27 protein-coding genes and 1 tRNA gene are annotated in these 25,705 nt (G+C 61.1%); 11 read left to right on the forward strand and 17 right to left on the reverse strand.

The features are described from left to right. Window positions 1-12: 12 nt before the first annotated feature. From AC1RM7_RS02325 to paaG, 8 genes are read right to left on the reverse strand one after another with little or no spacing between them, the layout of a single operon-like run. Window positions 13-441: a PaaI family thioesterase gene (locus AC1RM7_RS02325; protein ID WP_024919185.1), complete on the reverse strand. Its 429-nt coding sequence runs from the start codon at window positions 439-441 to the stop codon at window positions 13-15. 22 nt (window positions 442-463) lie between these two features. Then, a complete protein-coding gene (locus AC1RM7_RS02330; protein ID WP_024919186.1) occupies window positions 464-1,738 on the reverse strand; it encodes a cytochrome P450 in 1,275 nt (424 codons plus the stop codon). 16 nt (window positions 1,739-1,754) lie between these two features. After that, window positions 1,755-2,060: an EthD family reductase gene (locus tag AC1RM7_RS02335; RefSeq protein ID WP_024919187.1), complete on the reverse strand. Its 306-nt coding sequence runs from the start codon at window positions 2,058-2,060 to the stop codon at window positions 1,755-1,757. 25 nt (window positions 2,061-2,085) lie between these two features. Continuing rightward, window positions 2,086-4,119 carry a phenylacetic acid degradation bifunctional protein PaaZ gene (gene paaZ, locus AC1RM7_RS02340; protein ID WP_024919188.1) on the reverse strand — a complete coding sequence of 678 codons (2,034 nt, stop codon included), beginning with the start codon at window positions 4,117-4,119 and terminating at the stop codon, window positions 2,086-2,088. A gap of 42 nt (window positions 4,120-4,161) precedes the next feature. Continuing rightward, window positions 4,162-4,797, reverse strand: coding sequence for a TetR/AcrR family transcriptional regulator (locus AC1RM7_RS02345; RefSeq protein ID WP_024919189.1), 636 nt, complete (start codon window positions 4,795-4,797; stop codon window positions 4,162-4,164). An 8-nt stretch (window positions 4,798-4,805) separates the two neighbouring features. Further along, window positions 4,806-6,140: a phenylacetate--CoA ligase PaaK gene (paaK, locus tag AC1RM7_RS02350; protein WP_204367749.1), complete on the reverse strand. Its 1,335-nt coding sequence runs from the start codon at window positions 6,138-6,140 to the stop codon at window positions 4,806-4,808. Window positions 6,141-6,151: 11 nt separating this feature from the next. Beyond that, window positions 6,152-6,625 (reverse strand): hydroxyphenylacetyl-CoA thioesterase PaaI, encoded by a 474-nt coding sequence (paaI, locus tag AC1RM7_RS02355; protein WP_006020454.1) that lies wholly within the window; start codon window positions 6,623-6,625, stop codon window positions 6,152-6,154. Then, window positions 6,625-7,416, reverse strand: a complete 792-nt coding sequence (gene paaG / locus AC1RM7_RS02360; RefSeq protein WP_024919191.1) for a 2-(1,2-epoxy-1,2-dihydrophenyl)acetyl-CoA isomerase PaaG — start codon at window positions 7,414-7,416, stop codon at window positions 6,625-6,627. The genes paaI and paaG overlap by 1 nt, the downstream gene beginning before the upstream one ends. Window positions 7,417-7,602: 186 nt before the next feature. Between paaG and AC1RM7_RS02365 the strand changes: the two genes are divergently transcribed. From AC1RM7_RS02365 to AC1RM7_RS02385, 5 genes are all read left to right on the forward strand, one after another. Then, the gene (locus AC1RM7_RS02365) at window positions 7,603-8,769 is read left to right on the forward strand and encodes an ABC transporter substrate-binding protein (RefSeq protein WP_006020456.1); all 1,167 of its coding nucleotides are present in this window, start codon (window positions 7,603-7,605) and stop codon (window positions 8,767-8,769) included. 127 nt (window positions 8,770-8,896) lie between these two features. Beyond that, window positions 8,897-9,769, forward strand: coding sequence for a branched-chain amino acid ABC transporter permease (locus AC1RM7_RS02370; RefSeq protein ID WP_492838424.1), 873 nt, complete (start codon window positions 8,897-8,899; stop codon window positions 9,767-9,769). Window positions 9,770-9,772: 3 nt separating this feature from the next. Next, on the forward strand, window positions 9,773-10,720 hold the full coding sequence (locus AC1RM7_RS02375) for a branched-chain amino acid ABC transporter permease (RefSeq protein ID WP_024919193.1): 948 nt from the start codon (window positions 9,773-9,775) through the stop codon (window positions 10,718-10,720). Continuing rightward, window positions 10,717-11,499, forward strand: coding sequence for an ABC transporter ATP-binding protein (locus AC1RM7_RS02380; protein ID WP_006020459.1), 783 nt, complete (start codon window positions 10,717-10,719; stop codon window positions 11,497-11,499). The genes AC1RM7_RS02375 and AC1RM7_RS02380 overlap by 4 nt, the downstream gene beginning before the upstream one ends. Then, window positions 11,492-12,196, forward strand: coding sequence for an ABC transporter ATP-binding protein (locus AC1RM7_RS02385; protein WP_024919194.1), 705 nt, complete (start codon window positions 11,492-11,494; stop codon window positions 12,194-12,196). The genes AC1RM7_RS02380 and AC1RM7_RS02385 overlap by 8 nt, the downstream gene beginning before the upstream one ends. A 5-nt stretch (window positions 12,197-12,201) precedes the next feature. Here the strand turns inward: AC1RM7_RS02385 and AC1RM7_RS02390 are convergent, their stop codons facing one another. The 6 genes from AC1RM7_RS02390 to AC1RM7_RS02415 all read right to left on the reverse strand — a co-directional run bounded on the left by AC1RM7_RS02390 (window position 12,202) and on the right by AC1RM7_RS02415 (window position 19,974). Continuing rightward, on the reverse strand, window positions 12,202-15,438 hold the full coding sequence (locus AC1RM7_RS02390; protein WP_024919195.1) for an efflux RND transporter permease subunit: 3,237 nt from the start codon (window positions 15,436-15,438) through the stop codon (window positions 12,202-12,204). 10 nt (window positions 15,439-15,448) lie between these two features. After that, window positions 15,449-16,633, reverse strand: a complete 1,185-nt coding sequence (locus AC1RM7_RS02395) for an efflux RND transporter periplasmic adaptor subunit (RefSeq protein WP_024919196.1) — start codon at window positions 16,631-16,633, stop codon at window positions 15,449-15,451. Between the two features lie 124 nt (window positions 16,634-16,757). Then, the gene (locus AC1RM7_RS02400; RefSeq protein WP_024919197.1) at window positions 16,758-17,129 is read right to left on the reverse strand and encodes a hypothetical protein; all 372 of its coding nucleotides are present in this window, start codon (window positions 17,127-17,129) and stop codon (window positions 16,758-16,760) included. A 41-nt stretch (window positions 17,130-17,170) separates the two neighbouring features. Then, complete coding sequence (locus tag AC1RM7_RS02405) at window positions 17,171-18,142, reverse strand: cation diffusion facilitator family transporter (protein ID WP_024919198.1); 972 nt, start codon at window positions 18,140-18,142, stop codon at window positions 17,171-17,173. A 109-nt stretch (window positions 18,143-18,251) separates the two neighbouring features. Next, window positions 18,252-19,073: an SGNH/GDSL hydrolase family protein gene (locus tag AC1RM7_RS02410; protein WP_034460143.1), complete on the reverse strand. Its 822-nt coding sequence runs from the start codon at window positions 19,071-19,073 to the stop codon at window positions 18,252-18,254. Window positions 19,074-19,332: 259 nt separating this feature from the next. Beyond that, entirely contained in the window at window positions 19,333-19,974 is a 642-nt protein-coding gene (locus AC1RM7_RS02415) for a MarC family protein (protein WP_444826141.1), read from the reverse strand. Between the two features lie 119 nt (window positions 19,975-20,093). Between AC1RM7_RS02415 and AC1RM7_RS02420 the strand changes: the two genes are divergently transcribed. Further along, on the forward strand, window positions 20,094-20,477 hold the full coding sequence (locus tag AC1RM7_RS02420) for a hypothetical protein (RefSeq protein ID WP_244434437.1): 384 nt from the start codon (window positions 20,094-20,096) through the stop codon (window positions 20,475-20,477). A 217-nt stretch (window positions 20,478-20,694) separates the two neighbouring features. On the opposite strand, the gene AC1RM7_RS02425 is transcribed toward AC1RM7_RS02420, so the two are convergent. Next, window positions 20,695-21,144: a VOC family protein gene (locus AC1RM7_RS02425; RefSeq protein ID WP_024919202.1), complete on the reverse strand. Its 450-nt coding sequence runs from the start codon at window positions 21,142-21,144 to the stop codon at window positions 20,695-20,697. A 153-nt stretch (window positions 21,145-21,297) separates the two neighbouring features. Between AC1RM7_RS02425 and AC1RM7_RS02430 the strand changes: the two genes are divergently transcribed. From AC1RM7_RS02430 to AC1RM7_RS02450, 5 genes are all read left to right on the forward strand, one after another. Further along, window positions 21,298-21,510, forward strand: a complete 213-nt coding sequence (locus AC1RM7_RS02430) for a hypothetical protein (RefSeq protein ID WP_492838429.1) — start codon at window positions 21,298-21,300, stop codon at window positions 21,508-21,510. A gap of 115 nt (window positions 21,511-21,625) precedes the next feature. Beyond that, entirely contained in the window at window positions 21,626-21,895 is a 270-nt protein-coding gene (locus AC1RM7_RS02435) for a hypothetical protein (RefSeq protein ID WP_024919203.1), read from the forward strand. Window positions 21,896-21,962: 67 nt separating this feature from the next. Next, on the forward strand, window positions 21,963-22,724 hold the full coding sequence (locus AC1RM7_RS02440) for an SIR2 family NAD-dependent protein deacylase (RefSeq protein WP_024919204.1): 762 nt from the start codon (window positions 21,963-21,965) through the stop codon (window positions 22,722-22,724). 211 nt (window positions 22,725-22,935) lie between these two features. Beyond that, window positions 22,936-23,595, forward strand: a complete 660-nt coding sequence (locus tag AC1RM7_RS02445; protein WP_006020472.1) for a cold-shock protein — start codon at window positions 22,936-22,938, stop codon at window positions 23,593-23,595. A 209-nt stretch (window positions 23,596-23,804) separates the two neighbouring features. Beyond that, on the forward strand, window positions 23,805-24,218 hold the full coding sequence (locus tag AC1RM7_RS02450) for a DUF192 domain-containing protein (RefSeq protein WP_024919205.1): 414 nt from the start codon (window positions 23,805-23,807) through the stop codon (window positions 24,216-24,218). A 72-nt stretch (window positions 24,219-24,290) separates the two neighbouring features. Here the strand turns inward: AC1RM7_RS02450 and AC1RM7_RS02455 are convergent. Together AC1RM7_RS02455 and AC1RM7_RS02460 are read right to left on the reverse strand one after the other, a co-directional pair. Then, window positions 24,291-24,367, reverse strand: a tRNA-Pro gene (locus AC1RM7_RS02455). Between the two features lie 102 nt (window positions 24,368-24,469). After that, window positions 24,470-25,648 (reverse strand): OpgC domain-containing protein, encoded by a 1,179-nt coding sequence (locus AC1RM7_RS02460; protein WP_006020474.1) that lies wholly within the window; start codon window positions 25,646-25,648, stop codon window positions 24,470-24,472. Between the last annotated feature and the right edge of the window lie 57 nt (window positions 25,649-25,705).

The following is a 25,705-nucleotide window of genomic DNA, read 5'->3' on the forward strand; positions in this document are numbered from 1 at the left end:
TACTTCTTATAGTTATTTGGCATCGCGGAGCAGGGCGTAGGCGGTTTGCGCCATTGCGACGGGCCGTTCGTCGCCGTCCGTTCGCAGTGAGACGCTGCCATAGGCCATGGTCTTGCCGAGCCGTACGACGCGCGCTTCCGCCAGAACATCCGCGCGCATGGCGGGACGCATGAAATGCATGGTCTGATCCACTGTCGTCATCGGAAAATACCCGCCGGCGGCCGACGCGACAGCGATGATCATTGCGGTATCCGCAAAACTCATCAGCGCTTGCCCGCAAACCACGCCGTTGTCGCGGCACAGCTTGTCCGAGAAACGCATTCTCAGAACAGCTCCGTCAGCGGTGAGGCTTTCGACAGACAGGTCGAGATCCTGCACCCATGGCGCTGGTGCGGATTTGAGCAGCGCGGAGGCGGCGGTCTTGTCGAACGTCGTCGTCATGCAAATTTCCTGATCTGAATGTCTACGCGAGTGTTACGGGAAGTGTCGTGAAGCCGCGAAAGCGTACTCGCCTTGCGCGATGAGCCGAGCCAGCGGCTGCGAAATTCGGGAAGCGGGTGAGGAAACGGCCAATCGCAATGCGGCCTTCGAGGCGGGCAAGGCTGAGCCCGACACAGGCATGTGCGCCCGAGGCAAAGGCCAGGTGACGGTTGGGCGCACGCCCGATATCGAGGCGTTCCGGCTCTGCGAACACGTCAGGGTCCCGGTTTGCGGCGCCGATGCAGAGTGTGATCAGCGCGCCTTCCGGGATTGAGACGCCATCGATCTCCGTGTTTTGAACGACGCGGCGGTTACCGAGCTGGTTTGAACTCTCAAAGCGCAGGAATTCCTCGACCGCCGGCTTGATCAGCGCGGGATCATTGATCAGCCGTTGCCGCTGGTCCGGAAAACGCAGCAAAAGTTCGAGGCCATTGCCGATCAGATTGGTGGTCGTCTCATGGCCCGCGTTCAGGATGAAAATGCAGTTCTGCAGCAGCTCGATCTCGCTGAGCTTCTCGCCGCTGGTCTCGCCCAGAATCAGGCGCGTCAGCACATCGTGCTCGGCGTTACCGGGGTGAGCGCGGCGGTCGGTCACGAGGTCGCGGAGATAGGCCAGAAATTCGCCAACGGCACGCTCGCCGCGTGCCTGCAGGTCTTCGGTCAGGAACGGCTCCAGTGCGCCGAGGATCGCCAGCGACCAGCCGCGCAGCGGTGCGCGGTCTTCGTGAGGAATAGCCAGCAGGTTGCCGATCACCTCGACCGGGATGGCGGAGGCGAAGTCTTCAATGAGATCCGCCTTGCCTTGCGCCTGCATGTTGTCCAGCAGCCGGTCGACGAGGGAAATGAGCCCCGGCTCCATCTCCGTGATGGCGCGCGGATTGAGAGCACCGGCGATCAGGCGGCGAACGCGGGTATGCAGCGGCGGATCATTGAACACGAGGCTCGTGGTGTGATGCTGAAACAGCAGCGAACCGTCGCCGTATTTCGGCGCGAACTCCACCTTCTTGTCGGAGCTGAAGCGCGTCGTATCCTTGTAGATGGCTTCCAGATCGCGGTGCCGGGTCAGGAACAGCGAACCGTCGGGCATCTGATGGATTGGATCGGCGGATTGCAGCGCGCGATAGGTCGGGTAGGGGTCATCATAGAAAGACTCAGGAAGGTCTTTCAGTGAGAAGTCGCGCGCAGTCGCGGCGTCCTCGCTCGAAACCGGGCGAGGTGCGCTTTGTGAGTCAGTGTGCGGTTGACCTGTCGAGGACAAGTGACCGGCCTGAGGTCTAGAAAACGACGTCGTTGATCTGCACCACGGCCTGCGCCTTGGTGAAATTCGGAATATCAGCGAAGATTTCCTTGCCGTGAGCTTTACCGGCGGCCTTGAAATCCTCCATCGATCCGAAGGTCAGCAGCGCGGTCATCTGGAAATCGGGCGCGCTGCCGTCGGGCTTCGCCACGCCCTTGATGGCCTGCGCGCTCTTGAGCCCGAGCGGCCCCCAGCGGTCTTTCACCAGCGGCATGTGCGTCTTCAGATAATAGTCCGTGTCGAATGCTTCACCGGCCGGATACATCACTGTCACGAGGATCATCGTTTCTCCCTTTCGTTGTTCTTGTTCAAGCCTGAGGACGAACGGCGTTCATCGTCAGCAATTCGTAGGTTGCGGCCGACTCGTCTTTGTCGGTCAGAATTTCAACGTCCCAGCGCACTTCTCCATACTGCTTGTTGCGAGGCGATTTTTCTTTCGCGGTGAGACGCACCTTGATCGTCTCACCCGGCTGGATAGGCTTGATGAAGCGCAGTGAATCGAGGCCGTAGTTGGCCAGCACCGGACCCGGATCCGGATCGACGAACAGACCCGCGGCGAACGACAGCAGCAGATAGCCATGCGCGACGCGGCCCGGGAAGAACGGGTGACCCTTGGTCGCTTCCTCGTCCATGTGCGCATAGAAAGTGTCGCCGGTGAAATGCGCGAAGTGTTCGATATCCTCCAGCGTGATCGTACGTTCCTTAGAGTAGAAGGTTTGTCCGACATCAAGGTCCTCGAAATGAAACCGGAATGGATGCCGGTCCTTCTCGATGACCGGTGCGTTCTTGGTCCAGCTACCGGTTACGCCGGTCAACATGCGAGGCGATCCCTGAACCGCTGTGCGCTGCATGTAATGGTGGACACTGCGCACGCCGCCCAGTTCCTCGCCGCCGCCGGCGCGGCCGGGACCGCCGTGCACCATCTGTGGCATCGGTGAGCCGTGACCGGTCTGCTCCTTGGCGCAGTCCCGATCGATGATCACAAGCCGTCCATGGAAACTGCTGACGCCGAACACGAGATCGGACGCTACCTTCGGATCGTGCGTGTAAACCGAAGCAACCAGGCTTCCGCCGCCGCGATTGGTCAGTGCCACGGCTTCATCGAGATCGCCGTAGCCCATCACGGTGCTGACCGGGCCGAACGCTTCGACCGAATGAACCTTTGTTGCGCGAATAGGATCGGCACAATGCAGCAGCAGCGGGGGCAGGAATGCACCGCGGGTGACATCGGCTCCCTGAACGTCGAAATTGTCGGGATCGCCGGCGACGAGTTCCGCTTCGGTGCGGAGGGCCTTCACGTTGGCGAGCACATCGCGGCGTTGATCGAGACCGACCACCGGTCCCATGCGCACCGTCTCGAGTTCCGGGTTGCCGATCACGACCTTGTCCAGCCGTTCGCGCAAGGCAGCGATCACAGGCTCGAGATACGCCGACGGCGCGAGCAAACGGCGGATCGCCGTGCACTTCTGTCCGGCCTTGACCGTCATTTCCTTGGCGACTTCCTTGATGAAGAGATCGAACTCCGGCGTTCCGGGGCCGGACTCCGGCGCAAGGATCGCGGCATTAAGCGAATCTCGCTCGGCAACAAAGCGCACGGCTTCCTTTGCGATGACCGGATGCCGTTGCAGCTTTTCCGACGTGTCGGCCGAACCGGTGAACGAAACCACGTCCTGACAGGTCAAGTGATCGAACAGGTCGCCGGTCGAGCCGACGATGAACTGAAACGCGCCTTCAGGCAGAATTCCGGATTCCACGATCATGCGCGCCAGTGCGTGCGCCACGTAGGACGTCACCGTCGCCGGTTTCGACACGACGGGGACGCCCGCAAGCAGCGCAGGCGCCAGCTTTTCGAGCATGCCCCAGCATGGGAAGTTGAACGCGTTGATATGAACCGCAACGCCGTGCAGCGACGTGATGATATGTTGCCCGGCGAACGTGCCGGCCTTGCCCATCGGCTCCACGGCGCCATCCAGCAGGAAAGTCGAGTTCGGAAGTTCACGGCGGCCCTTGCCGGCATAGACGAACAGCGTTCCGATGCCGCCATCGACATCGATCAAGTTATCGGTGCGGGTGGCTCCAGTCTGAAACGAGAGCTTGTAAAGCTGATCCTTGCGCTCGGTCAGATACTGCGCGAGTTTCTTCAGCATGTCGGCGCGCTGATGGAATGTCAGACGCCGGAGATTTTGGCCGCCGGTGTTGCGTGCATGGCCGAGAATGCCGCGCATATCCAGTCCGCCGCTGGTTGCCTCGGCAACGACATCGCCGCTCACGGCGCTGCGCACTTCGATGAAATCGCGGCCCGGTGCGGCCCACTGTCCGTTGATGTAGCTTTCGAGTTTCATGCGATCACTTCGAGGTTGGGTGCTTCGGGCACCGATGGACGTTTATTCCGCGGCAGCAGTGCGCTTCGATGTCTTGGGGGGAGACTTGAGCAGGCTCCGCGCTCCGTCGGCGATCAGGCGGGTGACAATCTCTGCATATTCATCGCGGCTGACGGATCCCGTGCTTTTGAACCAGAGGTAATGCCAGTTCACCATGCCGAACAGCGACATCGTGACGGGGGTGAGCATCTTCGTGCCCTTGAGGTGAGGCGCTGCGCCGGCAACCGCCGCCGAAAAGATCCGGACCAGGTCGCGCTCCATGCCTTTCAGTTCGGCCTGACGCTCGGCCGGCAGAAACCGCATGCTGCTGATCTGGACGTTGTGCTGGGAATCGGCATCTCGGTAGGCTTCGAGCAGCGCGGCAATCAGGCCGCGCAGCCTCGTTTCCGGCGCAGCCGCGGGATTATCGGCAGCCTCGACGACTTCCAGCAGTTCCTCGAGATGGAAGCGGATCACGTCGAACAGAAGGCCTTCTTTATCTTTGTAGTAGTGATAGAGGTTGGCTTTGGAGACGCCGCAGGCTTCCGCAATCTTGTTCATCGACGCGCGGTCGTAACCGTGCGCCGAGAAAAGCTCCGCGGAGCGGTTGAGGATCGCCTGTCGTTTGTCGTCGTAATCGTTGGCGCGGCTGCGTGCCATGAGACGTCTTATTCCTTTGGCCGTTTGTCGATGACGCGTTTGGCTTTGCCGACCGAGCGCTCGATGCTTCCGGGATCGAGCACGGTGACAAGCGCGGTGATGCCGATGGTGTCCTTGACTGACAGCGCCAGTTGCTTCGTGGCTGCTTCGCGCGCCGGGAAACTTGCATCCGGCCGTGCCTCGACCTGGATTTCCATGTTGTCCATGCGGCCGTCACGGGTGAGGACAAGCTGGTAGTGCAGTGACAAATCGTGAATCGCGAGCAGCTTTTCCTCGATCTGGGTCGGGAACACGTTGACGCCGCGAACAATCATCATGTCGTCGGAGCGGCCGGTGACCTTCTCCATGCGCCGCAGTGATCGCGCCGTGCCCGGCAACAGCCGCGTCAGGTCGCGAGTCCGGTAGCGGATCACTGGCATGGCTTCCTTGGTCAGCGATGTGAAGACCAGTTCGCCTTTCTCGCCGTCCGGCAGCACTTCGCCGGTCGCGGGATTGATGACCTCGGGATAGAAGTGATCTTCCCAGATGTGCAGGCCGTCTTTCGTCTCGACGCATTCGCTGGCGACTCCGGGGCCCATCACCTCGGACAGGCCGTAAATGTCGACGGCGTGAAGATCGAACGCTTCCTCGATCTCTTCGCGCATCGCGTTGGTCCAGGGCTCGGCGCCGAAGATGCCGATGCGCAGCGACGATTTGCGCGGGTCGAGGCCCTGTTTCCTGAATTCATCGAGGATCGCCAGCATATAGGATGGCGTCACCATGATGACTTCGGGCTTGAAATCGGTGATGAGCTGAACCTGACGTTCGGTCATGCCGCCGGAAACCGGAATGACGGTGCAGCCGAGACGCTCTGCTCCGTAATGCGCGCCAAGACCACCAGTGAACAGGCCGTAGCCGTAGGCAATATGGACCTTCATCCCGGCGCGGCCGCCTGCGGCGCGGATCGAGCGGGCGACAACGTCGCTCCACGTCTCGATGTCGCGCTTGGTGTATCCGACGACTGTCGGCTTGCCGGTCGTGCCGGACGAGGCGTGGATGCGCGCGACCTGGGATTCAGGAACCGCGAACATGCCGAAGGGATAGTTGTCCCTCAGGTCTGTCTTGATCGTGAACGGGAATTTCGCGAGATCCTCAAGGTTTTTGAACGATTCCGGCCGCACGCCCGCGGCGTCGAACTTGGCGCGGTAATGCGGCACATTCTCGTAGGCGTGCCGCAGCGACCATGCGAGACGCTCGCGCTGGAGGGCGCGAATCTCGTCACGGGACGCGATCTCATGGGGATCGAGCGCGGTGGGTTCGGGTGTCAGCCGATCGAGCTTACGCAACGGAATCTGAATCAACATTCCCTCCCATTCTACTTGTTGTCTTGTTGATGGCTGTCGGCTTCAAGCAGGCGGCCCGAAATCGTTCGCGAATGTCCGCGAAACTCCGCGACGACCGTGTTGCTGCTGTCGCGGACCGTCACGTCATAGATGCCGCCACGTCCGGCGCGATTGCGTTCAACCGCGTGCGCCGTCAGTGTCTCACCCTCGCGCACCGGCTGAAGAAACGTCACCGCGCATTGCTGCGCGACGGTGCGCTGGTCGTAGGTGTTGCAGGCGAAAGCAAAGGTCGAATCCGCAAGCGTGAAAATGAAGCCGCCGTGGCAGATGCCGTGGCCGTTTGTCATGTCCTTGCGGACCGTCATGGTGAGAACGGCCTCGCCGGGAGCGACCCGCTGCAGGCTCATGCCAAGGCCCTTGCTCGCATGATCGTCGAGCCACATCGCCTTTGCGCAGGCTTCAGCCACCGCCTGGGCATTGTTGTCGCCGGGAACGCTTGCGTCCATTACAGGCTCCCCGTGAAGTTAGGCGCGCGCTTCTCCAGAAACGCGCTCACGCCCTCCGCGAAATCCGATCCGCGTCCGGCTTGCCCCTGAAGATCGCGCTCGAGATCGAGTTGCTGCGCGAGGGTGTTGGTTTCGGATGCATCGAGCGCCTGTTTGGTCAGGGCGAGGGCGCCCGTCGGTTGCTTGGCGAGATGGGCGGCGAGGCGGTGCGCCTCGGTCATCAGGTTGGCATCGTCGACGGCCTTCCAGATCATGCCCCAGGCTTCGGCCTGTTCGGCCGACACGGGTTCGGCCAGCATCGCCAGCGCCCGCGCGCGTGCATTGCCTGCAAGGCGCGGCAGGAACCATGTGCCGCCGCAATCCGGCACCAGCGCGATCTTCGAGAACGCCTGAATGAATTTCGCGGAACGCGCCGCCAGAACGATGTCGCAGGCGAAGGCGATGTTGGCTCCGCCGCCCGCGGCGACACCGTTGACCGCGCAGACGATCGGCAGCGGCAGCTTGCGCAATCTGCGGATGAGGGGATTGTAGTTCTTATCAAGCGTAACGGTGAGGTCCGGCTTTTGTCCCGGTATGAAATCAACCTCGGACAAATCCTGTCCCGCGCAAAATCCGCGTCCGGCGCCGGTGAGGATCAACGCGCGACATTTCGTATCAGCCTCCGCATCATTCAACGCCGCGTTCAGCGCGGTGTGTACACTTTGATTGAACGAGTTGAGGCTGCCGGGCCTGTTAAGCGTGATGACGCGGTATCCGTCGCGGATCTCGGTCAAGACCAGATCTTTGTCCACACAGTCCTCCCATTGGCTTCTTGGTCAGCCATTGGAAGGCAGATTACTATTGACCAACCGTTCGGTCAATTATATTGATGGCTAGAAGTGACAATAGTTGCACTTGAAACTATTGGCGCTCTGTGGTTGGAAACATGCCGGGCAAGCTCTCAAAAAATCGAGCGCCCATCACCAGGGAGGGAAACTGTGAAACCAGCATCAGCATTGGGATTTCTGTTGGCGGCCGGCGTTGCCGGTCTGACGTTCGGTAGTGCCGCGCATGCGCAGCAGACCGTAAAGATCGGTTCCGTCCTCTCTGTGACAGGCCCGGCGTCGTTTCTCGGAGAACCCGAGGACAAGACACTGCGGATGTATGTCGAGAAGATCAACGCGGCAGGCGGCATCAACGGCAAGAAGGTCGAGCTGATCATTTATGACGACGGCGGCGATGCCAACAAGGCGCGCACCTTTGCCACACGTCTGATCGAGGACGACAAGGTCGTCGCGATGGCGGGTGGTTCGACCACCGGCACGACCATGGCGATGATTCCCGTGTTCGAGGAAGCCCAGGTTCCGTTCATTTCCTTCGGCGGCGCGGTCGAAATCATCGAGCCCGTCCGCAAGTACGTCTTCAAGACGCCGCATACCGACAAAATGGCGTGCGAGAAGATTTTCGAGAACCTGAAGCAGCGCAAGCTCACCAACATCGCGATGATCTCGGGAACCGACGGCTTCGGAGCGTCGATGAAGGCGCAGTGCACCAAGGTGGCACCGAACTACGACATCAAGATCATCACCGAGGAAAGCTACGGTCCGCGTGACAGCGACATGACCGGCCAGCTCACCAAGATCAAGAACACCCCCGGCGTTCAGGCCATCGTCAATCCCGGCTTCGGGCAGGGACCTGCGATCGTGACCCGAAACTACGCACAGCTCGGCATGACCGCGACGCCGCTTTATCAGAGCCATGGTGTGGCCTCGAAGAGCTTCATCGAACTCGCAGGCGCTTCGGCTGAAGGCATCCGCTTGCCGGCGGCGGCCTTGCTGGTCGGTGACAAGCTGCCTGACAGCGACCCGCAGAAGAAGGTCGTGGTCGATTACAAGAAAACCTATGAGGACACCGCGAAGAGCCCGGTCTCGACCTTCGGCGGCCATGCCTATGACGGCCTGATGATTCTGGTCGAAGCCATGAAGCGCGCCAACTCGACCGATCCGAAGAAGGTTCGGGACGAAATCGAAAAGACCAAGGGCTTCGTCGGCACCGGCGGCATCGTCAACATGACGCCGACGGATCATCTCGGCCTCGATCTCTCGGCGTTCCGTATGCTGGAAATCAAGGGCGGCGACTGGACCCTGATCAAGCCCGGCGCATAAGCAAGCCGATACAGACGCTCCCGGACGGTTCGGTCCGATCCATCCGGGAGCTTATTCTCTGTCTGAATTTATTCGTTTTCGCCGGGAACGGCAGCCATCGGCTGCCATCATTGCTCGTGGAGCCGGTATGCCGGAGTTTGTCCAGTTTCTTATTTCCGGACTGACCGTGGGCGCGGTCTACGCTCTGGTCGCTCTCGGCTTCACGCTGGTCTACAACGCCTCCGACGTCGTCAATTTTGCCCAGGGCGAGTTCGTCATGCTGGGCGGGATGGTGACGGTGTTTGCTACTGCCGCCGGGGTTCCCCTTCCGCTTTCCGCGCTGCTTGCAGTGGTCGTTTCCATCGTCGTCGGCCTTCTGCTCTATTGGCTCGCTATCGAGCCGGCGCGCGATGCCTCGCCGGTCACGCTGATCATCATCACCATCGGCGCGTCGATCCTGCTTCGGGGCGCGGCGCAAATCCTGTTCGACAAACAGTTTCACAAGCTGCCTAGTATCTCCGGCGACACGCCGGTCAACGTGCTGGGCGCGACCGTTCAGCCACAGAGCTTCTGGGTGCTCGGCGGCACCGCCGTGATCGTCATCCTGCTTTACGTTTTTCTGGAACGGACGGTCCTCGGCAAGGCCGTGCTTGCGACTGCCGCGAACCGTCTGGCGGCGCGGCTTGTCGGCATCAACACCGCGACCGTGATGGCGCTGGCTTTCGGCGGATCAGCGGCCATCGGAGCGGTCGCCGGCATTCTCATCACGCCGATCACGCTCACAAGCTACGATGTCGGCACGATGCTCGCGCTCAAGGGATTTGCGGCGGCGATGCTAGGGGGCATGGGCAATCCGCTCGGCGCGGTCGCGGGCGGGCTGTTGCTCGGCCTGCTGGAAGCCTTCGGCGTCGGCTATATCAGTTCGACCTACAAGGACGCGTTCGCCTTCATCGTCATTCTGCTTGTGCTGTTCGCCATGCCGCAAGGCCTGTTCGGCCGGCGGACCGTGGAAAGGGTCTGAGCGGTGCTGCAGAAGATCGGTTATCGCTATCTGATCCTGATCGCACTCGCGGTCGTCGTCGCGGTGCTGCCGCTGATTTTTCCGTCGAGCTACTATTTCCGTGTGGCGTCGCTGGTGTGGGTGTCGGCGCTTGCGGCCATCGGCCTGAACGTCCTGATGGGATCGGCCGGGCAGGTCAGCCTCGGCCACGCCGGATTTTTCGGGATTGGCGCTTATGCCGTTGCTATCGGTCCCGCGCATTTCGGAATCCCGCCATGGGCGGCGGTTCTGCTTGGCTGTGTTATTTCTTCGGTGCTGGCCTATCTCGTCGGCCGCCCGATCCTGAAACTGAAGGGGCATTACCTCGCCATTGCAACGCTTGGTCTCGGCGTGCTCGTGGCGCTCGTCATCACCACGGAGAGCCGCTGGACCGGCGGGCCGGATGGCATGCCGGTTGCCAAGCTGGTGCTGTTCGGCTGGCGCGTCAGCGGATCGGACACCTGGTATTGGGTCACGGGCGGGCTTCTCATTTTGGGAACGTGGATCGCTCTCAACCTGAACGATACGCCGACAGGGCGTGCTTTCCGCGCGCTGCATGACAGCGAGGTCGCGGCACGCGTGGCTGGTATCAACGTTGCTCGCTTCAAGTTGCAGGCGTTCGTGATCGCAGCCGCCTATGCGTCGATTGCGGGCTCCGCCCTTGCGCTCATGAATGGTTTCATCAATCCCGATCAGGCCGGATTTCTCCATTCTGTGGAGATGGTGACCATGGTGGTGCTTGGCGGGCTCGGCTCGGTCGTCGGCAGCATTGTCGGTGCTGCGGTGCTCATCACGCTGCCTCAGGTGCTCACCGTGTTTCAGGAATACGAACACCTGCTGCTCGGCTTCATCATCATTGTGTCGATGATCTTCATGCGCGACGGCATTGTCCCGACGCTGTCGCGTCTGCTGGCGAAGAGGACGAAGGCATGACGATCCTCGCAGCCAGGGATATCGGAATCTCGTTCGGCGGCGTCAAAGCCATCGACGGTGTCAGCTTCTCCGTCAGCCCCGGACAGATTCTTTCAATTATCGGGCCGAACGGAGCGGGCAAGACCACGCTGTTCAACATCGTCTCCGGGGTCTATGAGCGCGATCAGGGGCATGTCGAACTGTCGGGCGAGGATGTCACAGGACTGACGCCCGACAAGCTCGCCACGCGCGGCATGTCGCGCACCTTCCAGAACCTCCAGATATTCCAGCGCATGACGGCTGCGGAGAACGTCATGGTCGGCCGTCATCTCCGGGAGCGCTGCAATCTGCTTGCGGACCTGTTCCGCCTGCCATCGGTGACGCGGCAAAACGCCGAGACGCGCGATGCCGCGCTCGCCTTGCTCGACGAGGTTGGACTCCGCGCCAGCGCAGATGTTGCGGCGGGATCGTTGTCCTACGGCGCGTGCAAGCGCCTCGAAATCGCGCGCGCGCTGGCCTCCGAACCGCGCGTGTTGTTGCTCGATGAGCCTGCGGCCGGCTGCAATCCCGTCGAGACCGAGGAGATCGACGAACTGATCCGGCGGGTCGCCGCCAAGGGCATCGCGGTCGTTCTTGTCGAACACGACATGAAGCTGGTGATGAAGATTTCGAACCACATTCTTGTTTTGAATCGCGGCAAGCCAATCGCCGAAGGCAAGCCGCAGGAGGTGCGTGACAATCCGGCGGTCCTTGAAGCCTACCTCGGCAAACATGGAGCGAAGGAGGCGGCCCGTGCTTGAAGTTGCCAACCTCCGCAGCGCCTATGGCCGGATCGAGGTGCTGCACGGCGTCAACCTTGCCGTGCGGGCAGGCGAGGTGGTCGCCCTGATCGGCTCCAACGGCGCGGGAAAGACGACGCTGCTCAGGGCGCTATCGGGCGTTCAGCCGATTACGGCCGGCGAAATCCGCTTTCTGGGCGAGCGCATCGATCGCCTCAAGCCGCATCGGCGGGTTCAGCGCGGCATGACGCAGTCGCCCGAAGGCCGCCAGATTTTCGGACCGCTGAGCGTCGAGGACAATCTTCGCCTGGGTGCTTACATGCGCCGGGACAAGGACATCGAAAGCGACCGCGACCGTGTGTTCGGAATGTTTCCGATACTTGCCGAGAAGCGCCGCCAGCTTGCCGGGGGATTGTCCGGCGGTCAGCAGCAGATGCTGGCGATTGGCCGTGCCTTGATGGGCAAGCCGAAGCTGCTGCTGCTGGACGAACCTTCGCTCGGGCTATCGCCGACGCTTGTCGATCAGATCCTTGCGGCGATCGTGTCACTCCGAAAAGAAGGCGTGACTGTCCTGCTTGTCGAGCAGAATGCCAGCGCCGCGCTCGAGATCGCCGACCGCGGCTACGTGCTGGAGACCGGCAAGGTAGCATTGGAGGGCGACGGCGCGACGCTGCTGTCGGACCCGAAGGTGAAAGCCGCGTATCTCGGTGCCGCCTGATCCAGTTAACCGCGCAACGGTTCGACGGTTTGAGCTGGCATCGATGTTGTCTCTGATGCAACGCTCTCCGGCTTGCGTCCAAACAGCACATAAAGTGCCGGCAGAACGAACAGCGTCAGCAGCGTTGCGCTGATCAGCCCACCGATCACGACCGTTGCAATCGGCCGTTGCACCTCCGCGCCGGTTCCGGTTGCCAGCGCCATCGGCACAAAGCCGAGCGACGCCACCAGCGCCGTCATGGCGACGGGTCGCAAGCGGGTGAGGGCGCCCTCGAAGATGGCTTCCGCCTTCTCCTGCCCCCTGGCCATCAGTTGCTTGATGTGACTAAGCATCACCAGCCCGTTGAGGACGGCAACGCCCGACAGGGCAATGAAACCGACCGCCGCAGAGACCGAGAACGGAATCCCCCGCAGCCACAGCGCAACAACACCGCCTGTCAGGGCGAGGGGAACGGCGCTGAAGACGATGAGAGCGTCCCGCGCTGTTCCGAGCGCCCCCATCAGCAGCAGGAAGATCAGGACGAAGCACCCCGGCACAACGAACGAGAGCCGCTGGCGTGCTGCTGCAAGATTTTCGAACTGGCCGCCCCAGGACAGCCAGTAGCCGGGCGGCAACGCCACCTGAATCTCGATTTGTGCCCGGGCGTCGTTCACGACCGCGGCAATATCGCGGTCCCGCACATTGGCGGTGATGACGACACGCCGCTTGCCATTCTCGCGGCTGATCTGGTTCGGACCATCGCTGATCTTGAACGTCGCCAGTTGGCCGAGTGGGACGGTCAACGGGGTCAGGCCGGCCGGCGGCAGCGACACCGGCAGGTTCTTCAGTGCATCGAGATCGCCGCGGATGTCTTCCGGCAGGCGGACCACGATGTCGAAGCTCCGGTCGCCTTCAAACACCGCTCCGGCGCTTCGTCCGCCGATGGCTGTGCCGATCACGTCCTGAACGGCGGTAAGGCTGAGGCCGCGCCGGGCGATCTCCGCCTTGTTCACGGTGATATCCAGCACCGACAGGCCGCTGGCCTGCTCGACCTTGATGTCCGTCGCCCCTTTGGTTTTCTGCAGGATACCTGCGATCTGGCCCGCGCTGCGCAGCAGCGGCTCAAACTCGTCGCCAAAAACCTTGATCGCCAGATCGCCGCGCACACCCGCCAGCAGCTCGTTGAACCGCATCTGGATCGGCTGGGTGAATTCGTAGTTATTGCCGGGCAGTACGCGGACGGCTTCTTCGATCTGGTCCAGCAGCGCGGCCTTGCTCAATGCGGGATCGGGCCACTGGTCCTTCGGCTTGAAGATGATGAAAGTATCGGACGCGTTGGGTGGCATCGGATCGGAGGCGATCTCGGCCGTTCCGGTTTTGGAGAAGACGTAGGCCACCTGCGGGAAGCCGCTGATGGCTTTTTCGACGTCAAACTGCATCGCCTGCGATTGCGTGAGGCTGGTGCTGGGAATACGCAGCGCATGCATCGCGAGATTCTTTTCATCCAGCGTCGGGATGAATTCCTGACCGAGACGGAAGAACAGCAACAGGGCGCCGAGAAACAGGACCACGCCGGTGGCGATGGCGGCGAGGGGCCGGTTGATGGTACGTTTCAGGAGCGGCGCGTAGCAGGACTTGAGGCGGCGCACGGCGAGGTTGTCGGATTCCTTCACCCTGCCGGTGACTGCGATTGCGATCAGTGCCGGAACGAACGTGATGGAGAGCACGAAGGCCGAAACCAGCGCAAGGATGACCGTCAAGGCCATCGGCTCGAACATTTTGCCTTCAACGCCGCTGAAGGTGAGCAGCGGGACATAGACCAGGATGATGATCGCCTGGCCGTAGACGGTCGGCGCGATCATCTCTTCAGCGGCGGCTTTGACCGTCGCGAGGCGCTCGGACAGCGTCAGTTTCAGGCCAGTTTCGGTTTGCTTTTCCGCCAGACGCCGCAGCGTATTTTCGGTGATGATGACTGCGCCGTCGACGATCAGGCCGAAATCGAGGGCGCCGAGGCTCATCAGGTTGGCGCTGATATGGCCTTGCAGCATTCCTGTGGCCGTCATCAGCATGGCGAGCGGAATGACCAGCGCCGTGATCAGCGCCGCGCGAAAGTTGCCGAGCAGCAGAAACAGGACGGCGATCACAAGCAGGGCGCCTTCGCCGAGATTCTTGGCGACGGTGGTGACGGTCGCATCGACCAGTTGGGTGCGGTTGAGGACGGTTTCCACTGTGACCCCGGCCGGAAGACTGCGGCGGATGTCCTGCATTTTTGCGTCGACTGCGGCGGCGACGGTCCGGCTGTTGCTGCCCATCAGCATCAGCGCCGTTCCGATCACGGCTTCGCGCCCGTCGCGGCTGGCGCTGCCGGTCCGGATCTCCCCTCCGATTGCCACGTTAGCGACGTCGCGAATCCGCACCGGCACTCCGCCGCGCGTGATGATCGTCACATCGCCAATGTCGGCGAGGCTCTCCAGACGGCCACCGGCGCGGACAGCAATTCCCTCCCCGTTACGATCGATGGTGCTGGCACCCCGGCTGATGTTGTTGGCCTCGATGGCGCGAACGACATCGCCGAACGACAGCCCGAGCGAGATCAGTTTCGCGGGATCGGGCTTCACCTGATACTGCTTGATGTATCCACCGATGGCATCGACACCGGCGACACCCGGGACGCTCCTGACCTGCGGCCGGATGATCCAGTCCTGCACCGTGCGCAGATAGGCGCCGCGTTCGATATCGGTTTTGAGATGCTCGCCTTCCGCTGTCAGAAATGTGCCGTCGCTCTGCCAGCCCGGCTTGCCGCTGCTGCCGTTGGCTTTCGGCGCGAGGGAAACCGTCCACATGTAGATTTCGCCGAGGCCGGTCGAGATCGGGCCCATTTTCGGGTCGGCGCCGGGCGGCAGGCTGGCGCGGAGTTCGATCAGCCGCTCGTTGATCTGCTGCCGTGCGAAATAGATATCCGTCTTCTCGCGGAAGATGGCCGTCACCTGCGAGAAGCCGTTGCGAGACAACGACCGGGTGCTTTCCAGTCCCGCGATGCCCGCCAGCGCGGTCTCGATCCTGAATGTGACCTGCTTTTCGATTTCCACCGGGGACAGCGCCGGCGCGGTCGTGTTGATCTGCACCTGCTTGTTGGTGATGTCGGGCACGGCGTCGACCGGCAAATGCAGCAGCGACCAGGCGCCCAACGCGACAAAGCCGATGCTGAACAGGACGACGATCCAGCGGTGCCGGATGGACAGGTCGAGAATGCGACTGATCATGTTCGGTGGCCTAATGCGCGTGAGATGCTTCGCCGCGGCCGAGATCGGCCTTCAGGACGAAGGTGTTGGCGGTTGCGATGGGATCGCCGGCGGAGAGGCCGGATGTCACTTCGAACGAGCGGCTGTCCTCGCGGCCTGTGACGATCTTGCGGGGCTCAAAACCGGTTGGCGTGCGGACAAACACGGCGCTCTGGCCCTCAATGCTCTGCACGGCGGTTTTCGGCACCACCACGTCAGCCTTCACCTGCTGGAACGGGATTTCGGCGGTCACAAACATGCCCGGCCGCAGGATGTGCGCGGGATTGTCGACCGATGCGACGACGCGCGCCAGACGTGTGTCCTTGTCCAGCAGAGGGCTCACGAACATGATGGTCGCGAGCAAGGGCTCGCCCTGCGAACCGGCGCTGATGGTGATTTTCTGGCCCTCGCTGACCACGGCAAGATCGGCGGCCGCGAGCGAGAGCTCGGCCCACACGACGCTTGAATCCACAATCACGAACAGTTCGCTTTCCTGACCTTCGCGGCCGACCAGAGATCCGAGATCGATGCGGCGTTCAGCGATCCGGCCGTTCATCGGTGCGCGCAATTCCTGTAATCTGAGGCTCTCGACAGGTTGCTGGGGCAGCACCGCGATCTGGTCGCTGGTCAGACCCAGCGCGAACAGCTTCTGACGCGCAACGTCGAACTTGATGCGGATATCCTCGAATGCGGTTTTCGCGCGCAGGAAGTCGTTTTCACTGCTGACCTTGGACTCGAACAGGCTTTTCGACCGCGTGAACAAGGTGTCCTGAAGGTCGAAGGCGACCCGCGCGGCGAGGTACTGGCTCTTGGCGTCGGCCACCTCCCGGCTTTCGATGATCGCGAGAACGTCACCCTCACGCACCGTGTCGCCGAGCCGCTTGCGTACCTCTGCGACGGTGCCGAGCAAGCGGACGGAGACCTTGGCGATGCGGTCGCCGCTCGGCACGATTGCTCCCGGAACGACCATGCGTTTGCTCAGGAGTCCACCACGCGCTTCCTGGACCGCGAAGTTTCCGGCAGCGACCTGTTTCTCACTGAGCCTTATGCCGGGTTCGTCATGTTGAGCAGGCTGTTCCTGAACAGGCGGTTTTTCGTGTGCATAGGCTGCTACGAAGCAAAGCGCCGCGATCGCGCATGTCGCGCTTGCCGCAACAAGCAATTTGAGTCTGGTCATCGTTATGTTCCCGCGCACGATCGGAGTCGTGCCATCGCCATGTCTGCGAAATGGTGTGAACAGGCGCTCCCGCAGCTATGAGGCTGCGGTCATGCCGAACGGGCCTTGGCGGCCGCGTTGATGCTCAGGCGCGGGGTGGTTTGAACAGGGGCAGGCCGGCCAGCGACGCCAGCGTTTGCTCGCGGCCGAGAGGTGGCACGTGATGGCTCACGTCGGCCGGAAGCTGCACGACAAATGTCGGTTGTCCGGTGACGTGGCTGAGACAATGCCCGCAATGAAAGGGTATCTTATGATCGGGCGTGTCAGGCGGGCTTGTCCCGTCGAAGTCCATTGCGACGACCGTGGTGTTCGAGCCGGCAATGGCCGGCTCGCAGCTTCCGCAATGAATCAGCGATGCCAGCAGGCCGATCATGAGCGCGAGGACAAGCGACAGACGGCGTCGCTGTCCGCTGCGTCCAGCGCCGGGCCTTGCATTGATGCCAGCATCGCTTCTCATGTCGTATCAGTAGATTCTCTGTCGGGCCTTTTCAAGGCTGGTTAAATGGCGCCTTCCGGCGCGAGCGTGCAGGCCGTGACCGCGCTGGTCACAATCTGGATCGTGGTGTGCTGGATCCCGAAGGTCTCTTTCAGGTGACGCGTGGCCTGAACCAGAAAGGCATCCCCCGGATGCCCCGAGGGCATCACCAGATGACAGGTCAGTGCGGACTCGGTCGTGCTCATCGGCCAGATGTGCAGGTCGCAAACCTCGGTCACGCCCGGACGCTGTTCGAGGTATTGACGAACCGCAACCGGATCGATGCCTGACGGTACAGCGCCGAGCGACATTGCTGTGCTGTCGCGGAGAAGTCCCCATGTGCCCCAGACGATGACCCCAACGATCAAAAGGCTCACGACTGCATCCAGCCACACCCAGCCCGTGAACATGATGATCAGCGCGGCGATGACGACGCCGGCCGATACCGCGGCGTCCGCGGCCATATGCAGATAGGCGCCCCGGATATTGAGATCGCTCTTGCGGCCGGATGCGAACAGCAGCGCGGTGAAACCGTTGATGGCGATGCCGATGGCCGCGACGATCATCACGGTCATCTCGGCCACGGGTTCCGGATTGAACAACCGCAGCACGGCCTGCCAGCCGATCGCGCCGACGGCGATCAGCAGGAAGACTGCGTTGAACAGTGCCGCGAGGATCGACGAGCCGCGCAGGCCGTAGGTGTAACGCACAGACGGCGGCCGCTTCGACAGAATGACCGCGATCCATGCGACGATCAGCCCGAGCACATCGGACAGGTTGTGCCCGGCGTCGGCGATCAGCGCCGTCGAGTTGCTGGCGTAGCCGTAGACCGCTTCGACGACAATGAAGATCGTGTTGAGCGTAATTCCGATCGCAAAGGCCGGGCCGAAATTCGCAGGCGCATGAACGTGCCCGCCACCATGACCATGTCCATGGTCATGCCCCTCATGCCGATGATCAGCATGGTCGTGCGCGGTATCGTGCGAATGCGTCATGCGGTTCTCATACAGGCTGAACCCTGAAAGGTTCAGTTGCTGCATGCGATATGCGTCATCCGGAAACCGGATACTATCACATTCGAAAAATTATGAGCTGATGGAGCCGTTACAGAAACGGCCTGACGCCGGCGACGGAGCGCGATCGTGCAACGGTGGCCGTGATGTTGTCGGCAAGGAGCCGGGCGAGGCAGGAATAGCCCCAGTCGTTCATGTGCAGGCCGTCTGCGGAAATGAACCGGTCGAATGCGATAGCCTGATCTTCATGCCAGTGGCGCATCGCCACGAAACGCCGGAACAATGGAACATGCGCCTGCTTGGCAACATAAGCGATAAGTCCGACCATCTCGCTCGCGCCGGGCTTGGCGTTGACGCGTGGTGCGAATTGCGGGTCGATCAGCAGCACATCCGCGCCGGTTTTTCTGATGCGCGAAATTCCGGCCTGCATCAGGTCCGCGGTTGCGGGAATGTTGCCGTCGCGAAGCACGGTGTTGGTGCCGAGCTGCCAGATCACCAGGTCCGGCTTGGGTGCGAGAACCGCATCCATCCGCTCCATCATTGAGGCGGCGTCCTCGCCGTTGACGCCCTGATTGATGACGGTGATCGGTGTCTCGGGAAACCTCTGGCGTAGTTCGCGCTCGAGGCGGCTGGGATAGGAATAGGCCGGAGAACTTGCACCCGCACCGCCGGTGGATGACGAGCCGACGGCGACAATGGTCACAGGCTCATGGGCATCCAGCTTCTTCGACAAACGAGCGATCGGTGCGTCGAGCTGGGCGAGCGATTTGGATTGCACGCAGGGTTGGGCCTTGAAGACGCTGTTCAAATCGTCGGAGACAACAGTGCTGGCGCCGGTTGTTGCCTGTTCAGCATGAGATGCGACGGGGGACAGCGCGAGAGCAGACAGGCCAAGCGCAAACGCAGTGACCATCGCCGCGGTTGTCGAAGCGGTTTTACGACCGTGAATAAGGCGAGGCATCAATCAGAGACCCTGGCGTAGCGGCCATCCGAGGGCCTGCATCGATCAAGACCTAGCGAAAATAACCGTCATATTCAATGCGCCGTTTGGAGGGAGGGAACTCATGCTTAATTGAAATCTCTCGCAAAATTGGCGCTCGGAGCCGGAATTCCGATCTTGTTGCGATGCACAAATGCGTGAAGAGCGTGCGGATGGTCATCTGAAATGCGGCTCAAATCGACTTGCCGAGCAGCGCGCTACACCCATTCCAGATGATCTGAATGCCGATGCAGAGGAGAATGAATGCCGAAAGCCGCATGACGACATTCGTGCCGCGCGTACCCAGAAACATGATGATGCGATCGGCAAAGCGGTAGCAAACGAAGATGGTGAGGGCGATGGCGGCGAGCCCCGCCACCGCAGCGCCGCCGAGGATCGCGAGCTGCGCGAAATCTACGGTCGGTGTCGGTCGTTGGCTGCCTAACGTGACAGCAACCGACATCGATCCGGGGCCGACCGTGAGCGGCATGGTCAGCGGGTAGAACGCATCGATCGCGGGGCCGGTGTCGACCTTCGCACGATCCGGGCCGGGATCTTCCGGGGCATGCAACATCTGCCATCCGAAGGCTGCCACCACCAGACCGCCGGCCACGCGGACCACGGGAAGGGTGATCCCGAAGAATTCGAGAGCATGCGAGCCGATGAACAGCGATCCGAGCAGGAGAAAGAAGCTGTTGCGCGCCACGTTTAGCGCAAGGACGCTGCGTTCGGCTGTGGTGCGCCCGCGCGTCATGCGCAGGAACAGGGGCGCACTGCCAACCGGATTGACGATCGGAAACAGCGCGGCATAGACCAGCAGGAATGCGTTGACCACGTTTTGCAAGATGTCCGCCCTGACGGTACTCACCCGGTCAGCGATTTCGAACAGAGATCGCGGATTCTTGCAACTCAAGATGAGGCTGAATGACCACCGGATGAGGCCGTTGCCATGAAATGCTCGTCTCGGGCATCCGGTCTTGCTACCGTACTGCCGGAAGCAACCACGGTCGATTCATGCTGCGCAGACGTATCCTGATTTTAGTTACAGCTCTGGCGGGAGGCCTGCCTTCGGCGCTGCATGCCGAGCCGGTGCCGATCGTCTGCACGATTCTGCCGGGCGAACAGTCGGCCAGCATCTCTCTGACAAATCCGTTCAACTACACGGCGTCATGTCAGGCGAACTGCAAATTTTCGACGGCCGTTTACGACGACAACCCGCAGATCATCTGCGCCAAGCCGGTGCCTGCCGGCAAGCAGATCGAAATGTGCATTTTGAAGGCGGCTGGCAACAAGCTCGTCAAGCTCATCGAAGCGACGGCCGACTGCAGTAAACCCTGAACTGCATGCGCATTGTTGACGTGAAAGCCCTGCGTTGCAGGGGCTTTCGAAGTCGAACGAGTTTTAGCGGCCGAAGAAAAGCCAGAGCAGAATGATCACTGGGATCGGCACGCCCAGCAGCCACAACAAGAGTCCGCGTCCCATTTTTTCCTCCATGCATAATCGATGTCATGGAGAACGTGATTGCGATGTTCTTGTTCCGAAAATAAACCGGTGCCTACCAATGCCCGGTATTCGGCATCGAACTCCACGGCTCCTTCGGCGCGAGGGCGTCGCCCTTCTGCAAAAGCTCGATGGAATGAAGATCGGGTGAGCGGATGAAGGCCATCTGGCCATCGCGCGGCGGACGGTTGATGGTGATGCCGAGCCTCATCAGCCGGTCGCAGGTGGCATAAATATCGTCGACCTCGTAGGCGAGGTGGCCGAAGTAGCGATCCTCGCCATAGGTCTCTTCATCCCAGTTGTAGGTGAGTTCGACCAGCGGCGCGCCGCGCCCCTTGACCTGTTTGAGCAGACTCTCGTCTTCGTCCGCGCAGAGAAACACCAGCGTAAATCGGCCTTTCTCGCTTTCCGTCCGGCGGACTTCCTTAAGCCCGAGCGTGTCGCTGTAGAACTTGAGAGCAATATCGAGGTTGCGGACGCGCAGCATGGTGTGCAGATAACGCATGTTTCTTATCCCTGTTCGAGCATCGCCGGAGTGCCGTTGAAATTCCGACGATCAGATAGCAGCAAATCGGCCCCGAGGGCAGATGTTGTTAAGGGAACCTTTTTGCTCCGTCGCCGTTATCTCACAGAATTGATGGGAATGAAGGAGGCGTTCTTGGAAGAAGTGATCGATCGGATTATCCATACGTTCGGTATGATGCGTAACCTGGACGAGAACGAACTGAAGGAAGCCCGCGAAAGCGTCGATACCTATATCGAAACACTTTCTTCCGCCGGCGAAACCGACCCGCAACGTCTGACGGTGTGCGGTCTGACATTTCTCCGCAATCGCCTTGAAGAACCTTCCCCAAAACTTACCGGCTGTTGAGTCCTGACGCCTCGTCGCCATCCGCTGCCGTATGACAGTGGATAAGAAACCGCGTCGTCTGGCGAGGCACAGGCCTTCTTGGTACCTCCGTGACCCAGTCAAACGGGGAAATACCATGCAAAAGGTAGATTTGGATTCGATGTCGATCGACGATCTGGCGAACCTGCGCGATCAGGCCAGCGAGAAGCTTGCCGACAAGATCGCCGCACGTCAGCGCGAACTCGCCGCGGAAATGGAAAAGCTCGCTGCCCTGGGGAAGACAGCCAAGGTCAGCGCTCCCAAGAAGGATATGAGGGAGATCAAGGAAGCTCTGAAGCCCCAGGAAGCGTCCAAGCCTCAGGAAGCGCCGAAACCACAGGCGCCCAAGGCGGACAAGGCAGCCTGATTTTAGCGGTAGCTCGGAAGAGAATGGGGGCTTCGCGCCCCCATTTTTGTTGGGTTATACTGACACGATGATTGCATCCGATCTTCGCAGTGGAATTGACATGCTTGGCGATATGATCGCCGAGGCACGCACGATTGTACCGTTCACCGGCGCAGGCATTTCCACCGAAAGCGGCATTCCCGATTTCCGTTCGCCCGGCGGCCTGTGGACTCGCAATCGTCCGATCCCGTTCGGCGAGTTCGTCGCCAGCCAGGAGGCGAGGGACGAGGCCTGGCGCCGCCGCTTCGCGATGGAGCCGAGCTTCGCTGCGGCCAAGCCCAGCCGCGGTCACCGGGCGCTGGCGTCGCTGTACAAGGCCGGAAAGGTTCCGGCGATCGTTACGCAGAACATCGACAACCTGCATCAGGTGTCGGGATTTTCCGCCGAGCATGTCGTCGAGCTGCATGGCAACACCACCTACGCGCGCTGCATCGGATGTGGACAGCGTTTCGAGATTCCCTGGGTCAAGGAACGTTTCGACGAAGAAGGCATTGCGCCCTCATGCACGACGTGCGGTGAACCCGTGAAAACGGCGACGATTTCGTTCGGCCAGTCGATGCCGGAAGATGAAATGCGCCGCGCGACGGAACTGGCGCAGCACTGCGACCTGTTCCTTGCAATCGGATCGTCGCTGGTGGTGTGGCCTGCCGCGGGTTTTCCGCTGATGGCCCGCAATTGCGGGGCCAAACTCGTGATCATCAACAACGAGCCGACGGATCAGGATGACGTTGCCGATCTGGTGATCCGTCACGATATCGGCGAGACCCTTGGGCCGTTCGTCGGCAATTGACCCCATCAATGATTCGCTGCCCTTCAAGGCTGTTCATAGGTCACCGCTGATTTGTTTTTTGTCTTTCAGCCCCGTTGCGGAGTGTTATCGTTAAATCAAGGATTCGCCTTGGTTCATTTTGATTCGTCACGATGAAATAGCGCGAGCTTCCTTGCATAACGTACTTGGTCATGTCGTTGACTGACTGAAGATTTGTTGGGGTCCGGGGGTCATGGGTTCGGACGGATTTGAGTCCAAGAAGGCAGGTGGTCAACCGGTTGGGGGATCCGACAGGTTTGCTCCGAGTGAGCTGGCTGCCACTGCCGAGCGGAATTTGGCCGCCGACTCCTTCGCGGCCGCAGACGGTGCGGCTGTCAACCTCGTCGAGATTTCCGGCGTTATCAAATGGTTCGACGCCTCCAAGGGCTACGGCTTCATCGTCCCTGACAACGGCTGGCCGGACGTGTTGCTGCACGTCACGATCCTGCGGCGCGACGGCTACCAGACCGCCTATGAAGGTGCGCGTCTGGTCGTTGAGTGCGTCCAGCGCCAGAAGGGCTATCAGGCCTTCCGCATCGTCTCGATGGACGAGTCGACGGCGATCCATCCGGCGCAGATGCTTCCGGCGCGGACTCACGTCAGCGTGACTCCGACCAGCGGGCTGGAGCGGGCGCAGGTCAAATGGTTCAACCGGCTTCGCGGGTTCGGCTTCCTGACCTGCGGCGAAGGCACGCCTGACATCTTCGTGCATATGGAAACCCTGCGCCGTTACGGCATGACCGAACTGCGTCCCGGCCAATATGTGCTGGTCCGCTTCGGGCCCGGCTCCAAGGGTATGATGGCGGCCGAGATTCAGCCTGAGACCGGTGCACCCGGACTGTCGTCGCACTGACCTGACGTCAACCACATCCGCGTGATCATAAACGAAGGCCAGATCCTGCATCTGGCCTTTGCCATGATTGACGGGCTAGGGTGGCGCTATCGAACGTCAGGGCGTTGCTTGAGATGAATTCGGGTTCTCTGTTGAAATCTTTTCCATCCATCATCCGGTCGCAAAACCTGAGAGGGTTTTTGCAAAGGGTTGCCGTTGCCTTCGTCGTGATGCTGACCGCGTCGCTCAGCGCCACCGCCGCCGAAGTGCAGCCGCTTGAGATCGTCACCAAGTCGGGTGTTCATGTGTTCTCGGTCGAGATGGCAAAGACCGAGCAGGAGCGCGCAACCGGCCTGATGTACCGCAAGGAACTGGCGGAGGGGCGGGGCATGTTGTTCGATTTCTCACCCGAGCAGCAGGTTTCGATGTGGATGAAGAACACCTTCATTCCGCTCGACATGATCTTTATCCGCAGCGATGGCCGCATTCTGCGGATCGCGGAAAACACCGAACCTCAGTCCGAGAAGATCATTTCGTCGGGCGGTCTGGCAAAGGGCGTGCTTGAGGTGATAGGCGGAACGGCCCGGAAATACGGAATCCAGGCCGGCGACCGCGTGGCTCATCCGCTGTTCGGAACCCGCTGAGCCAAAGCTGGCATCGGCGCGCGGACCGTCGGGTGGCGTCCGGTTCCTAAAATTCGAGCAAAATCAGTGGGTTGGTCGGGGCAGGAGGATTCGAACCTCCGACCTGCGGTACCCAAAACCGCCGCGCTACCAGGCTACGCTATACCCCGAGAGGGCAGTCGATACACGCTTCGCATGGCTCCAGCAAGGCAGAACGGCATATCGCGGGCGGTTAAACCGCCCGCGGCCAATTTGTCCGCCGTATGGTCAAATCAGGCCCCCGGAGCTGCCGAAGTCTGGGCCGCAGGTGCTTTCGCGGGTGCCGACCGCGCCGATGGCTTGTCCTGCTTCTTCGACCAGCTTCCGTAGTAGGCGACGGCGGTCAGGATCGCGACCCCGATGACGCTGACGCCGAGTTGCGCCCAGACCGTGCCCCAGCTCAGCATCAGCACGAAGTGCCCAACGAAGGAGAGGAAGATACCGACGCAGAACACCTGCAGCGATTGCTGGCCGCACTTGATTACCGGCTCGGCCCATTTCGACTCAAGCGGCCCCCAGTTTTTCGGAATAAAGCGCGTGATGAAGAACGCGATGACCACGAAATGGATGACGCGATACGGCGCCAGGAACGTCTTGTCGTTCGGATTGAAGGCGTCATAGAGCCACTTCGGAAACAGCGCGCCAAAGGATTCGAATCGCCCGGCCATCGTCATGATCATCGCAAAGATCAGATAGAGGGTCCCGGCGATCAGCAGCCATTGAGACTTGATCACCGAGCGGGATTCGTTGGCCCCGCCCAGTGCGAACCAGGCGCCGAAGACGAACAGCAGCTGCCAGGTATACGGATTGAAGTACCAGGAGCCGACCGGATAGGCCGAGAAATTCCAGCCGAACTGACGTGCGGCGAAATACAACACCAGCGAAGCGATCATCACCATGTCGGGCTTGCGCAGCATCAGCCACAGCACCGGCGGGAAGAAGCCCATCAGGACAATGTAAAGCGGCAACACGTCGAGATTGACCGGCTTGAAGCGCAGCAGAAGCCCTTGCGTCAGCGTCTGGATGGGATTTGCGATGAGGCCGGCGACGTTGAACTCATTGAGGATGTCCGGATCGGCATAACGCAATGCGACCCAGCCGATCGCCGCGATATAGATCACGAACAGAATGACGTGCGCGACATAGAGTTGCCAGACGCGCTTCCACAGCCGGGTCGAGCCGACGATAAAGCCGCGATCGAGCATCATCTTCGCGTACACGAACGACGCCGTGTAGCCCGATATGAAGACGAACAGGTCGGCGGCGTCGCTGAACCCGTAATTGCGCGGGGTCGCCCAGTTGATGACGTTGTTCGGAATGTGGTCGAGAAAGATCCACCAGTTGGCGATGCCGCGGAAGAAATCGAGCCGGAGGTCGCGGCCCTTCTCTGGGAGTGTTGCCTGAATTTCCATGAGTACCGTTTCGTGATGCGATCGAACCAAATAACGCCAGCGGAACGCCTACCCGGA

The organism is Afipia sp. GW822-FHT03D08, from assembly GCF_058801645.1.